Genomic DNA, 13,664 nt, shown 5'->3' with positions numbered 1-13,664 from the left:
TTATATGAGTCAAAAGAATCAAATCCCTATTTTTTCCAAAAAAAGTATTGCAAAAGTGTTCGCACTGACTATAGAATAAAGCGTCAACATCTTAATAAGTTAATTAGTAAATAGTGGTTATTTGGTAGTAATATACAAACTACATAATATAATAATAGACGCCACAAGTACTATGTCTTATTTATTAGTTGTATTCTAAATGGGGTAAGAAAGGAGGAGTACAGACAAATTTGTATTCAATAACACTATGTTTTAATTACTTATTACCTAGTAAAATTTGACTATAAAAACTTTTTTTATGATAAATGTGTCAAAGTTTGGAAAAACGGTTATTAACCACTTATGAATATGTAACTTAATTAGATGTCCAACGGATCGTTTTTTGGGGGAAACAAAGAAGTAGATTCTAAACAATAATTGTACTCTATGCACAGCCCGCAGAACTGTGTACTACCAGTATTCTGAATAGATCATTTCTACGTCTAGCTATCCCACGTAAGACTAATATTTTAAAGGGGAGATTGAACAATGGGATTGCTTAAATTGAAAAAAACGGGTGCGGTATTACTTGGTGCATTATTGATGGGGACTGTATATCAAGGCGGAACGGCACATGCGCTAAATTACAGCAATGATGTAGTACCTGTATTAAGTTCAAATACTGGAACAAATGGTACAGCAAGTGCAAGTGCTGAAGAAGTTGGTCATGAAGCATGGAAAGCATTTGACGATAATTCTACTCCAGAAAGCACATGGAAAGCTCCTGCTGGTTCATCCTCTCAGTTGATTTATCAATTTAACACTAAAAAAGTAATCACTCAATATACAGTGCAAGCAGATACGTACGATACATCTGAAGCACCAAAAAAATGGCAGTTAGCAGGTAAGATCGGTAAGAACTGGCTTGTGCTAGACGAACAGTCGAATCAGACTCAGTGGCAACCAGGTCAGACCAAGTCGTATACGATTTCTAATGATACAGCTTATACAGCATACGCTCTATTTATTTCTTCCAACAACGGTGGATCATCTGTAGCCGTTAGCGAATTAGAATTATACGAATTTGGAGATAATGCGAATCTGGTACCTGCCGCTAACTCTATGGTATCTGTCGAAGGTGGAGCATATGCTTCAGTGAATGAAGATACAGCATGGAAAGCATTTGATCATAATACAGGATCAGATAGTTACTGGGAATCAGACAACGATAACTTTATAGATGCAACACTTCAATATACGTTTGATGCTCCTCAAGTTGTTAAAGGGTATTCATTAACACTGGCGAACAAATCGACTGCTCCTGTGTTTTGGACACTGGTAGGTAGTAACGATGGTGAACAGTGGGAAGAAGTCTTGCATGATGTTAAATCTTCTTATCGCTGGGAAGTCGGTCAGAAAAAAGTCTACGAAATAGACAATACCAAAGCTTACAAGACGTACAAAGTGATTTTTGATCGTAATTCAGGACCTTCTACAGTAGCTGTAAGTGAATTTGAACTATTCCAATAAATTAAATAACAATAGCATAGATGGTAAGCAAAAGAAGGGATTCGCTTTTAGAATCTCTTCTTTTTTGCATATCTTTGCATATCATAGGGACGATCAGAAGAGATTGCTATTGTATTTAGCATCACAAGTATGAGAGTATAGATGTGTTAAAAGCGCTATCATTTGATAGGAGGAACATAAAAATGACTAAAGTAATGCCACTTGCTAAACGTGGAATTTCAAATAGCCGTCTTGCCTTAGGGTGTATGCCGTTTGGTGGAGGCTGGGATGCAGAACCTTTTACAGAGCAACATGTGAAAGAAGCGGAAGCAGCAGTTGAAGCGGCTTTATCGATCGGAATTACGATGTTCGATCACGCTGATATCTATACTAAAGGGAAAGCAGAGCAAGTTTTTGGACGTGTACTGCAAGCTAGACCTGATCTGCGTGAACAAATCGTCATTCAATCTAAATGTGGTATTCAATTGGGTGAAGGCGATCTACCGGGTCGATTTAACTTTTCGAAAGAGCATATTCTTCATTCCGTCGATGGTAATTTGGAGCGCTTGGGCATTGATTATCTAGATGTATTGTTGTTACATCGTCCTGATCCATTGGTTGAACCAGAAGAAGTGGCAGAAGCTTTTGCCAAATTAAAATCTTCAGGTAAAGTACGTTATTTTGGTGTATCCAACATGAGCGCTTCTCAGATCAAATTTTTGCAACAAGCGATTCCTGATTCCTTCGCGGTCAATCAATTGGAAATGAGTCTGAATCATCTTCATTTTGTGGATCATGTGGTGCATGTGAATCAACAAGCAGGTACAGAAGTGAACTTTGCTGAAGGATTAATGGAATACTGCCGGACAGAAGATATTCAATTGCAAGCTTGGAGTCCATTAGCACAAGGTAAATTCTCTGGCCGTGATATCAAAGATGAGCCTAAACATATTCAACAAACAGCTCAATTGGTACAACAAATGGCAGCAGACAAAGAAACGACAGCAGAAGCGATAGTATTAGGATGGTTAATGTATCATCCAGCTATGATTCAACCGATTATTGGTACATCTAATCCAGAACGCATCAAAGCTTGTGCAGATGCAGAACGTCAAGCAAGCCTGATGACACGGGATGAATGGTATACTTTATATGTAAGTGCACGCGGAACATTATTACCTTAAATTTGGTTCAATTATTATTAAGCGCAGTGATGATCTCCTTTACAGGCGGTCATTCCTGCGCTTATTTTTTTGCCAAAGATCAATCAGGAAATTGAGCTTTACCCGCTACGATATAAGGGCTAGATGTCGCTTCGCTAGGCAATGCTTGTAAGGTATCAGTTACAACTTTGCCACGGATATCGGTTATACGTACGTTTAGAGGTTGATTCCCCATTTGCTCACCGACAAAATGGTTGTAATCTGTTTTGGGTAAGCTGATCCATTGACCTGCTTTTTCATATTCAAATTTCATGACAGGGTATTTGTGATTGCGAACTTGAATAGCCGCCCACCACTGGCTACTTCCTTCTTTGATCCGATAGCTAAAGTTACCTGTAATTGGCGCTTTAACTACTTTCCATTGAATATCGATTTTGCCTTTAGACATATCTCCGATTGCTGCAAAGGCATTGTGTGATAAATCTAAAGCTCCGCTAGGTCCTTCAGGGTAAAGATCAGTCACATAGACGGTTGTTTTACCGAGTGGTCCTTGCACTTCTAAGTAAGCACCGGCTAATGCAGCTTTGACCCCACCATAATTCATTTGAGTAGGATTAAGGGCCGTAATGTAGGCAGTGGAAGGAATAGGGTCAAGTAAAACAGCTCCACCTGAATATCCTGATCCTGTGTAAGTGGCATATCCTTTATAGGTATCGTTCCATGCTGCTGAAGCTGGTAAAGCAAATACCAATAGACCGAGTACAATCAACAGACTGGCTGTGCTCCATTTGCGTGTTGTCCGTGGCACATTCATTTGTATTCCTCCTTAAAGCATCTTTGATACCTATAAAATATAATTTTAATAATAGATATCGTTTACTTTATAAATAAATATACTATAAATTCCAGAAGGTTACAAATGATCCGACAAATAAAAATAAGGAAGTGCACGCTATAAATATATTGATTTTACATTTAAATGAATTATTCTTTATCCTTTTATGATAATTTAGTGTAGTACATAGAATTTTAACAAACGAAATGGGGAATATAGTGTATGGTGCAGTGGAAAAAGAAAATAAGTATAGGGGTATCTACAAGTGTATTGGTCACATCATTGTGGTCTGGAATATCTGTTGGTGGTCATAATGTCGCATCAGCAGCCGATCAAAGTGAACAGGTATCAGATACTGTAGTTCAACAACAAATGCATCCCAATGTAGTATCTACAAATGCTCTTCGTCAGACTGTGAGTCAAAATGTATATACAGTGATGCCGATTAACGAGGTGCGGACTCAATCTTTAGGAGATACTGTATCTACTCGTGGAGTGATTACGTATCGAGAAGAAACGGGTAGCGGGTATAGCAACCTCTATCTTCAAGATGGAACAGCAGGTCTTGTGATACGTGGACAGAATTTACCGGGTACGGAAGGACAAGAAATCGAAGTTCGTGGTAAATTAACGGCTTATAAAGCGTTATTGCAAATCGAAGCGTCTGCCAGCGCAGTGAATATTACGAATGCATCGATTCAGTTACCTGCTCCGCAAACAGTGGTGGGTACTGATTTTGTAACAGGAAATACATATGAAGCTCAATTAATCAGTGTGCCTAATGTGACGGTCGTTAGCAAAAGCGGTAGTAATTATACGGTAAAAGATGCTACAGGTACATTTATTATCTATACAGCTAATCCATGGTTAGAAGTAGGTGAAGTCTATACCCGTATTACAGGCGTGATGTCTCGCTACAATAATACATTTGAATTGATACCACGTTCTACAGCAGATATTGAAGGAGGGACACCTCCGGTTATTCAACCTCCGTTGCAATTACGTATTCATGATATTCAAGGTGCTGCTCAGCGATCTCCTTATGAAGGTAAAGAGGTACAGCAGGTTGAAGGTATCGTAACCATGGTCAAAGGCAAAACAAGCTTTTATCTGCAAGAATTGGATGATCACGTTGATACAAATGAAGGCACTTCTGAAGGCATATTAGTCTATCGTTCCGCTCATGGGCTAAAAGTAGGCGATAAAGTGAGTGTAGATGGAAGTATTAAAGAGTATCAAGAATTAGGCTACGCAGATGCAGCTGATCTTACCACAACAGAAATTGTTGCATCCGCTATTCGTCTGCAAGCTTCTAATCAACCGTTACCTGCTCCGATCATTCTAGGTCAACAAGGACGAAGTATTCCGAATCAAATTGCTGCTAGCAACGGATTAACAGCATATGATCCGACGCAATATAGTATTGATTTTTATGAGAGTCTAGAAGGGATGCGGATTCAGTTAAATGATGCATCTATTATAGGGCCATATACGTATGAGATTCCTGTCACTGTAGATTTGAAATCTTCTCCGCTCGTGACGCCAGCAGGCGGACTTGTGATCGATAACAATCAATGGAATGCCAAACGATTGCTCATTAGTGCGAAGCCTACGCAAACGGTGAGTACAGGTGATCAATTTGCTGGAGCCCTAAACGGAATTATGAGTTATAGTTATAGCAATTTTAAAGTATTACCTGAAGGAGCATTACCACCTGTGATCGATAATGGATTGCAACGTGAAGTGTCTACTCTTCAAAGTGGAAGTAAACAGTTAACGATCGCTTCTTTTAATGTAGAGAACTTTTGGAATAATCCCAAAGATCAAGAAAAAACAGCACGAATTGCAGATGATGTTGTCAACCATCTTCGTAATCCTGATATTCTAGGATTGATGGAAGTTCAAGATAATAATGGAGAGACCAATGATGGCACAACAGATGCGAGTCAGAGCTTTGGTGCATTGATCAAAGATATTCAGCTTGCTGGTGGACCGACCTATCAATATGCCAGTATATCTCCACAAGATCAGCAAGACGGTGGTGCACCCGGTGGGAATATTCGAGTAGGATTTTTGTATAATCCAGAACGAGTAAGCTTACCTGTAGCTTCAAATGGTGCAGGTAATTCAGTAACAGCTGCCACTTATACAGCTAATGGACTGAACTATAATCCAGTACGGATTGCGCCGAGCGATGAAGCTTTTGCCAGTTCACGCAAATCATTAGCCGCTCAATTTGTATTTAATGGAGAACAAGTCATTGTTATTGCGAATCATTTCAACTCTAAAGGTGGAGATCAGGCATTATATGGTAGTATTCAGCCACCTTTACGTAGTAGTGAAATTCAACGTGCCAAGCAAGCAAGTCTATTAAATCAATTTGTAAAGCAGACACTGGCTCAAAACAGTCAAGCTAATATTGTATTGTTAGGGGATTTTAATGATTTTCAATTTTCCAATACACTTGATGTGTTAAAAGGAAAAGAGTTAACCAACCTTGTAGATACATTACCAGCTAATGAACGTTACTCCTATGTATATGAAGGCAATTCGCAGACACTGGATCATATTCTAATGACTTCAAAGATCGCTAACCGTGCTCAATTAGACATTGTGCATATCAATTCTGATTTTATGGAAGCCGATGGAAGAGTAAGTGATCATGATCCATTATTAGCTAGAATCGATTTTGGCAAAAAAGATTCAGACAAAGATGATAAAACAAGACCAGGATCCGATAACAGCAGTGGAAATAATAGCGGAGGATCAGGAACAACTAATCCTTCTACTGATAATCCTACTTTACCAGCAATCCCGACTGTACCTGAATATGAAGGGCTATCTACTAATCGAGCCATAGCCAGCTGGAGCATGCCTACTACAGTGAATACAAACACTAATAATACTGTCGTAGCTTCTACAACATTAACAGCGACGATGCTCAAAGATATGCTAAATCGTACCGATGGAGCCAATACATTACGTCTTTCGCTCAAAGGAGATCAAGCAGCTACTACGTATCAATTGCAGTGGGAAGCTGCTGTACAACAATCGTTAACCACTCAAACGACAATCGATCAGATTATCCTATCTACACCGATCGGTACGTATGAATTACCTGTCTCGATGATTGAGCAACAGACATTAGCTCCAAATGAGAAGTTTATTCTAGATCTATCTAATGCTAGTCCAGCAGTCAATCAAGCAAAACAAGCTGGTTATGATGTACGTACAGCTGTTGATTTTGACGGATATATTTTAGATGGGCAGAACAATAAACGTTCTATGCAGTCATTTGATCAATATATCAAACGTTCGATCATCAGTTCCAATGTGAATGCCGCTAATCGTCTCGCTGTTGTGCGCGCCGAATCAGCTGTTAATGGAAACATTTCATATACACCTGTTCCATTTACAATTGCTAATGGAGAAGTAACAATCTATAGCCGTAGCAATAGTACGTATCTGATTCTCAATCGAAGTGAGTCTTTATTAAAAGATATATCCGGTCACTGGGCACAAGCCGATATTCAATCATTTGTTGATCGGATGATTGTCACAGGCACAGGGCATAATCAGTTCGAACCTGCGCGTATGGTTACACGTGCTGAACTGGCGACATTATTAACTAGAATACTAGGTTTAGCCCAAATGAATACTTCTACTTCGCAAACTCCCTTTACTGATGTGAAGTCTACAGCTTGGTATTCTGATTCTGTAAATACAGCTGTTAAAGCAGGATTGATGTTGGGTGATGCTAAAGGTACGTTCCGTCCACAATCAGCAGTGACACGTGAAGAACTAGCTGTTATTTTGGAGAGAACCTTATCATTTATCAGTCAGAGTCCAGTGGAGCCGTCTTCAAATCCAGTCATTTCTTTTAAAGATAGAGATCAAGCTTCTTCATGGTCACGTTCTGCAATACAACGGATAAGTAATGAAGGTATTTTAAAAGGGAATCCGTCCCAACAATTTCAGCCAAAAGAAAATCTAACACGTGCTGATAGCATTGTAGCGTTAAGTCGCATATTGCAGAAAATAAATAGAGATAAATAAAATTTAAATGATCCAAAATAGGGAATAAATGTTCCTTTAATGGGATAAATATACTAAATGATGACAGAAAAATAGGTTTTGTAACCAAAATGTAATATTTTATTTTTTACTTTTTTTGCAAATTTAATTAAAGAAAAAAATGAAAAAATCTGCATTCCTCGCAAAAGTGCGAATGCAGATTTTTTCGCGTTCTGACAAGGTTTTTCCATTATCTAATAGTCAAAATGTAAAATATATAAATTAAGAATCACGTAAAACCTTATCGTATCAACATTATTTGATATTAGCTAATTATCTAAACTTTTTTTCAAAATTGGAAAATTTATCATGTAAATTCTTCTTTTTAAATATATAATGTACTTAGCTGATTATTGTTATTCAAAACGAATAACTTTTGGGTACATGTATGAAAGAGGTTTTGGAAGGCAGGGGAAACCGGATGATTGAAAGAAATGGTAACAAACTCATCTTTCTTCTCTGTGTGCCACGCAGTGGTAGCTCACTCGCAACAGTGATGCTACAAAATCACACGCGTATCTATGCTGCACAAGAAATGTGGTTTCTTATGAGTCTATATGATTTGAAGAAACCAGAGAAGCGAGCATACGGTGGAACAGCTATTCTAAATCAATTCTTTGACGGCGTTCTACCTGAAAGTGTGTATGATGAGGCATGTCGTAGCTTTGGAGCCAATGTGTATAACGGACTATTATCTACAAGTGAAGCAGATATGGTCGTAGATAAATCTCCACGCTACTATTACATTCTTGAATTTTTGGATCGTTTATTCCCGCAGTCCAAGCGGATCGGATTGTTCCGTAACCCGTTGGATGTAGCGGCTTCTTATAAAAAAGTAAATCAGCGTTCTGCACCCAATTTTAATTTGGCAGATCAGCTGAGTGACCCGTCGTTGAATATGAAGATGGTCGATATCACCGTCGGATTATTCCGTTATCAACAATATTTTGCTCAAAAGAACGAAAATGCTTTCTGGTTGAAGTATGAAGAAATGGCTGCGCACCCAGAAGAACAGATGCAGAACGTATGTCGCTTTCTAGATATTTCGTACGAAGAAGGAATCGAAAAATACGGCGATTATATGGATTCTGCCAAGTCGGAACTGTTCTATAGCATGGGTGTAGGTGATCCATATCTCAGTGAACACCGTACACCACATATGAAGTCTATCGGTAACTGGCGTACCATGCTAGACCGTCGGGAAGTGGAAGCTTACTGCCGTATCCTAGGTGCAAGACTATTTCGTGAGTTAGGGTACGAAGCAGAGCTTGAAGAAGCACAGCGTCTTACAGGCGTCGTGTTTGAGGAGGAGCCAGACATGAAGTGGATTGAAGCCAAAACGAAGCAGTTCGCCGAGGCTACCGGCTGTCGCTGGGAGCCAGAGTACAAGATGCAATCGGCTGTTCTACCTGAAACTTCACCAGAAGTTGCGAATGCGCTGTCTCAAGAATACAAAGATAAGGCTGAAGCAGATGAATTGCTAAGAATGCGAATGACGTTGCGATCTTTAGAAAAAAGAATGGAACAGCATTATGCAGAACGCGATCGTCTTCATCAGGAAAGTGAACGTCTTCGTAAAGAAGTCAAAGATATGAAGCAAAAAATGAATAGAATCAAATCGTTAATTCCATTTAATCGCTCATTAGGTCGTGTATTTAACGCTTATCTTGTTCGTAAAGGCGTCGAAAAATGAGTACGATTGTAGGTGTTTGGAATTTTCAACGTCAGAGTTCAGAAGCGTTAGCTCTACAAGGGCAACAATTAATGAATAATCTGCGAATGTATCCTTCAGATGCTTCAGCGGTTTGGCAAGATGAAGATATCTTCCTAGGGTGTCATGATCGGTGGATTACAGAAGAATCAGTGAATCAGACCGTTCCTTATCATGATCCTATCAGTGGCCTTGTGATCACCGCAGACGCCATTATTGATAATCGAGAAGAACTATTCGAAGCGTTGGGGATCAGCCGCGCAGAAGGTAGTACATTGTCCGATGTATTGCTAATTTTGAGAGCATATCAGAAATGGGAGGAACATACTCCTCAACATTTGGTTGGCGATTTTGCTTTTATGATCTGGGATACCAAAAAGCATCAGCTCTATGGTGCGCGAGACTGGTCAGGCAATCGAACTCTATATTATTATCACACCTCTTCTCAATTTGCATTTTCGACATTGATGGAGCCTTTATTTCAGACAGGTGATATTCAGAAAAAAATGAGTACTCCCTGGATGGCCGAATTTCTGACAATGGCTGGTATGACAGAATCTTTGGATATTAAAGGTACCGTATATGAAGACATTCTACAGTTGCCTCCTGCACACGCTATTATCCTCACAGAGCAGCATAGTCATATATTCCAATATGGTACGTTATTACCGGAGGAACCACTTCATCTTCGTTCAAACGGAGAATATGAAGAAGCTTTTCGTGATGTGTTCACCCAAGCTGTCAAATCTAAAGTTCGTACTCGTCTAGGAGTTGCCTCAACGTTAAGTGGAGGATTAGATTCCGGTGCTGTGGTGAGCTATGCAGCTAAGATTCTGGCAGAGCAAGGAAAGTCATTACAGACTTACAGTTATGTGCCTATTGCCGGTTTCGATGATTGGACTTCTTCGACTCTAGTGCCTGATGAACGTCCGTATATTGAGGAGACGTTAAAGTACATCGGTAATGTTCAAGGTAACTATCTTGATTTTGCCGATCGGAATCCTTTAACAGAAGTAGACTCATGGCTAGACTTTTTGGAGATGCCGTACAAATATTTTGAAAATTCATTTTGGATTAGAGGGATATTTGAACAAGCGCAACAACAAGGAGCAGGCGTTCTACTGACAGGAGCTAGAGGGAACTTTACCATTTCGTGGGGACCTGCATTGGATTACTACGCAGTGCTACTCAAAAAATTTCAATGGACTAAATTGTATCGTGAACTGAAATTGTATGGTCACAAAACAGGTGTAGGACGTTCTCGTCTTTTGCCAATTATTCATAGTAAAGCTTTTCCGAAATGGAATCAGACTGCTGCTTCTAAAGATCGACCGAATCCATTAGTCTGGATCAATTCAGAACTAGCGCGTCAGACTGGTATGGTGGAACGTGTACAGCAACAAGAAGAATGGTTAGTTGGTCGTGAAGTTCAGAATGCGTTTGATATTCGATTAGAAAAATTTAAAAATCTAGCGATTGCAAATAAAAATGGAGCGATGACCTCCAAAATTTCTGAACACTATGGTGTCTGGGAACGTGATCCTACAAGCGATGCTCGTGTGGTTCGATTCTGCCTTTCGATTCCTGTTGGACAATATGTACAAGAGGGTATGGATCGCGCATTAATTAGACGTGCTACGGCTGGTGATTTGCCTGATAAAGTAAGACTGAATCAGAAAGTCAGAGGCATGCAACCCGCTGATTGGGTACAACGCATGCAACCTCAGTGGTCTTCCTTTACAGGAGAGCTTCGAGATTTGTGTAAAGACCCTAAAGTGGCAGCATGGATGAATACGACTACGATTATGAAAGCTTTAGAAAAAGTAGGCGAACATCCACAAGCCAATGCAGCAGCCCATCCGGCTACCCGTATGCTGATGAGAAGCCTTATTGTTGGGCGATTCATCCGCAACTTAGCATAGCAACGACTATTATTTTATAGAGGAGGTGAAAACATGAACAAAGAAAAAATGCAATGGCAGGCTCCAACATTGGAAGTTTTAGATGTTAACGAAACAATGGCAGGTATTGGTTGGAGACAAATTGACTGGGTATCTGAACAAGACGCTGATTTGTACAATCCTAGCTGAGGCATTTTTTAACTGCAATTCCACGATCAAAAGGAGGTTATATTAATGAACCAAGAGAAAATGAAATGGCAAGCTCCAGTATTGGAAGTTTTAGATGTCAATGAAACAATGGCAGGTATCGGTTACAAGCAAATTGACTGGGTATCTGAACAAGATGCTGATTTGTACAACCCTAGCTGAGCATTTAACATAATGATCGATCATTCTAATATAAGGAGGCTACTATAATGAAAGAACAAAAAATGCAATGGCAGACTCCAACATTAGAAGTTTTGGATGTTAATGAAACAATGGCAGGTATTGGTTACAAGCAAATTGACTGGGTATCTGAACAAGATGCTGATCTATATAACCCTAGCTGAGTATTTAAGGCTACCAAAGGGATAGACCAGCAAGCAGTAGTTCAGAAAGTCCTTATACGAGTTAGTATAGGGGCTTTCTGTTTTCATATATAAATTCTTTGTACATCATTCGGAGAAAGCAGAGTCATAGGCTCTATGGGAGGTAATGACCATTTTTACCGTAAATAAGACGATCAATAAAACAATCTATCAAGCGTTTGGATTACATTTTGATAGTGAAATTTTGCTACCGGAATTGTTACAACGCCAGGATACTCAAGAGGCTGATGTGAACATCGAAATTCAGGATTTATCTGAATGGCGATCTGTTGTGAATACACGCGAAAATAATTTTACGATGCAATCGATTGGCTTTATGTTTGAAATTCCAAATACAGCTTTGTTTTGTATTCAAGATGGCAAGCGGATCGGTATTCATCCGTTCCCTGATGCTGATATGGACAAGATTCGTCTGTATGTGTTGGGTACTTGTATGGGTGTATTGTTGTTACAACGAGGAATTTTACCATTACATGGCAGTGCAGTCGTAATTAATAATAAAGCATATGCGTTTGTCGGAGAATCAGGTGCAGGTAAATCTACACTTGCGTCTACATTTGTGCAATCTGGATTTCAATTGTTAAGTGATGATGTGATTGCTGTCAGTTATGAAAATGGAGAGCCTGTTGTCCATCCTGCTTATCCACAGCAAAAGTTATGGAAAGAAAGCTTGGATTTGTTTGGAATGTCAGAAGATCAATTTAAGCCACTTCATGATGAAGTTAGCAAATTTGCCATTCCAGTGACCAAGCATTTTCATAATAAGACTGTTCCATTAGCAGGTGTATTTGAATTAGTCAAAATGGACAGTGAATATGTAGCGATGCGTGAAATGAATCGTTTGGAAAGATTACATGCGATGATGTTGCACACGTACCGTGGAGCCTTGATTCCAAGACTGGGATTGAAGCAATGGCATTTTTCAAGTGCAGCTGCTCTAGCGGGAGAGTTATTTGCTTTACAAATTCTGCGCCCGACCACAGGTTTTACAGCGCCAGAATTAATGAATCAGATTATGCGTAAAATTTATCAAGAAGAAATGCAGGGGGATACGATCTACTCTACAGAACATTTCAATTGAAAAGAACAATAAAGGAGAGAATAATGATGAACAAAAGCTTAATCGGATCCGATCAGGTTGTTGTACAAAATGAGCAATATATTGCTAGTGATATGAATGGCGAAACGGTCATGATGAATGTAGAGTCTGGCAAATATTATAATTTAGGGATGGTCGGTGGACGGATCTGGGAGCTTAGTTCTTCTCCGGTTTCATTGGAAAATATCGTCAACACACTGGTTGCTGAATATGATGTAACTTATGATGTCTGTCTGGAGCAAGTGAGTGAATTTGCTGGGCAAATGTTTAAAGAAGGATTAATCGAAGTAGTCGCTGAAAAGGACGGACTTCGTGTGGAGTAAGGTCGCCAAATTCCGTAATACCCCGATGCCGATGCGTAAATTAATGCTTGAAGCATGTGTATATTTAGCATGGGCAAGGTTCTTGAAAATGTTACCTTTTGCTAAAGTGTCTCCAACATTAGGTACTTACATGGAAGAGACTTCATACAATGACCTAAGCAGAGATCAGAAGTGGCAAGGGGTACAAGTCTCAAGAGCATTACATCGTGTAAGCGGACATGTATTCTGGGAAACGGAATGTATGGTGATGGGAATGGCAGCTATGAAAATGTTAGCCAGACGCAAAGTGCCAAGTACGTTGTATTTAGGAATGCGCCGTAATCCAGCAGGTAAAGTTGCTGCGCATGCATGGGTACGAAGTGGTGCTTTTTATGTCACAGGTGCTGAAGAAATTGAACAATATACGGTCGTAGGGAAATTTGCTAAAAACTAGCAAGCATCAACGGGATATGAATATATTTTGTGCTTTACAAAAGGGTG

At 39.5% G+C, this 13,664-nt stretch carries 12 protein-coding genes; 11 read left to right on the top strand and 1 reads right to left on the bottom strand.

Translation table 11 applies throughout. The features are described from left to right. The first annotated feature begins 528 nt into the window (after positions 1–528). A complete protein-coding gene (locus PTI45_RS06270; protein ID WP_069326691.1) occupies positions 529–1,509 on the top strand; it encodes a hypothetical protein in 981 nt (326 codons plus the stop codon). 182 nt (positions 1,510–1,691) lie between these two features. Further along, on the top strand, positions 1,692–2,672 hold the full coding sequence (locus PTI45_RS06265; RefSeq protein ID WP_069326690.1) for an aldo/keto reductase: 981 nt from the start codon (positions 1,692–1,694) through the stop codon (positions 2,670–2,672). Positions 2,673–2,751: 79 nt separating this feature from the next. On the opposite strand, the gene PTI45_RS06260 is transcribed toward PTI45_RS06265, so the two are convergent. Further along, complete coding sequence (locus PTI45_RS06260; protein ID WP_069326689.1) at positions 2,752–3,465, bottom strand: expansin EXLX1 family cellulose-binding protein; 714 nt, start codon at positions 3,463–3,465, stop codon at positions 2,752–2,754. A gap of 243 nt (positions 3,466–3,708) precedes the next feature. Between PTI45_RS06260 and PTI45_RS06255 the strand changes: the two genes are divergently transcribed. From PTI45_RS06255 to PTI45_RS06230, 9 genes are all read left to right on the top strand, one after another. Continuing rightward, positions 3,709–7,542 carry an S-layer homology domain-containing protein gene (locus tag PTI45_RS06255; protein ID WP_069326688.1) on the top strand — a complete coding sequence of 1,278 codons (3,834 nt, stop codon included), beginning with the start codon at positions 3,709–3,711 and terminating at the stop codon, positions 7,540–7,542. A gap of 439 nt (positions 7,543–7,981) precedes the next feature. Then, positions 7,982–9,253, top strand: a complete 1,272-nt coding sequence (locus PTI45_RS06250) for a sulfotransferase family protein (protein WP_069326687.1) — start codon at positions 7,982–7,984, stop codon at positions 9,251–9,253. Continuing rightward, a complete protein-coding gene (locus tag PTI45_RS06245; RefSeq protein WP_069326686.1) occupies positions 9,250–11,193 on the top strand; it encodes an asparagine synthase-related protein in 1,944 nt (647 codons plus the stop codon). The genes PTI45_RS06250 and PTI45_RS06245 overlap by 4 nt, the downstream gene beginning before the upstream one ends. Before the next feature lie 33 nt (positions 11,194–11,226). Then, a complete protein-coding gene (locus tag PTI45_RS23880; protein WP_137221166.1) occupies positions 11,227–11,361 on the top strand; it encodes a paeninodin family lasso peptide in 135 nt (44 codons plus the stop codon). Between the two features lie 45 nt (positions 11,362–11,406). Further along, positions 11,407–11,541 carry a paeninodin family lasso peptide gene (locus tag PTI45_RS23875; protein WP_137221164.1) on the top strand — a complete coding sequence of 45 codons (135 nt, stop codon included), beginning with the start codon at positions 11,407–11,409 and terminating at the stop codon, positions 11,539–11,541. A gap of 47 nt (positions 11,542–11,588) precedes the next feature. Further along, entirely contained in the window at positions 11,589–11,723 is a 135-nt protein-coding gene (locus PTI45_RS23870; RefSeq protein WP_137221162.1) for a paeninodin family lasso peptide, read from the top strand. Between the two features lie 145 nt (positions 11,724–11,868). After that, entirely contained in the window at positions 11,869–12,843 is a 975-nt protein-coding gene (locus PTI45_RS06240; protein WP_069326685.1) for a phosphoenolpyruvate carboxykinase (ATP), read from the top strand. A 26-nt stretch (positions 12,844–12,869) separates the two neighbouring features. Beyond that, positions 12,870–13,184 (top strand): lasso peptide biosynthesis PqqD family chaperone, encoded by a 315-nt coding sequence (locus PTI45_RS06235; RefSeq protein WP_083243382.1) that lies wholly within the window; start codon positions 12,870–12,872, stop codon positions 13,182–13,184. After that, positions 13,174–13,617: a lasso peptide biosynthesis B2 protein gene (locus tag PTI45_RS06230; protein WP_342671968.1), complete on the top strand. Its 444-nt coding sequence runs from the start codon at positions 13,174–13,176 to the stop codon at positions 13,615–13,617. The genes PTI45_RS06235 and PTI45_RS06230 overlap by 11 nt, the downstream gene beginning before the upstream one ends. Positions 13,618–13,664 lie beyond the last annotated feature (47 nt).

Source organism: Paenibacillus nuruki (assembly GCF_001721045.1).
GTDB classification, from domain to species: Bacteria; Bacillota; Bacilli; order Paenibacillales; family Paenibacillaceae; genus Saccharibacillus; species Saccharibacillus nuruki.
Note: the sequence above shows the minus strand (reverse complement) of the source record. Positions and strands in the feature narration are given on the sequence as shown.

Excerpts from the sequence above, each read along its gene's own strand:
- PTI45_RS06270 (WP_069326691.1), top strand. The coding sequence starts at position 529 with ATGGGATTGCTTAAATTGAAAAAAACGGGTGCGGTATTACTTGGTGCA.
- PTI45_RS06265 (WP_069326690.1), top strand. The coding sequence starts at position 1,692 with ATGACTAAAGTAATGCCACTTGCTAAACGTGGAATTTCAAATAGCCGT.
- PTI45_RS06260 (WP_069326689.1), bottom strand. The coding sequence starts at position 3,465 with ATGAATGTGCCACGGACAACACGCAAATGGAGCACAGCCAGTCTGTTG.
- PTI45_RS06255 (WP_069326688.1), top strand. The coding sequence starts at position 3,709 with ATGGTGCAGTGGAAAAAGAAAATAAGTATAGGGGTATCTACAAGTGTA.
- PTI45_RS06250 (WP_069326687.1), top strand. The coding sequence starts at position 7,982 with ATGATTGAAAGAAATGGTAACAAACTCATCTTTCTTCTCTGTGTGCCA.
- PTI45_RS06245 (WP_069326686.1), top strand. The coding sequence starts at position 9,250 with ATGAGTACGATTGTAGGTGTTTGGAATTTTCAACGTCAGAGTTCAGAA.
- PTI45_RS23880 (WP_137221166.1), top strand. The coding sequence starts at position 11,227 with ATGAACAAAGAAAAAATGCAATGGCAGGCTCCAACATTGGAAGTTTTA.
- PTI45_RS23875 (WP_137221164.1), top strand. The coding sequence starts at position 11,407 with ATGAACCAAGAGAAAATGAAATGGCAAGCTCCAGTATTGGAAGTTTTA.
- PTI45_RS23870 (WP_137221162.1), top strand. The coding sequence starts at position 11,589 with ATGAAAGAACAAAAAATGCAATGGCAGACTCCAACATTAGAAGTTTTG.
- PTI45_RS06240 (WP_069326685.1), top strand. The coding sequence starts at position 11,869 with ATGACCATTTTTACCGTAAATAAGACGATCAATAAAACAATCTATCAA.
- PTI45_RS06235 (WP_083243382.1), top strand. The coding sequence starts at position 12,870 with ATGAACAAAAGCTTAATCGGATCCGATCAGGTTGTTGTACAAAATGAG.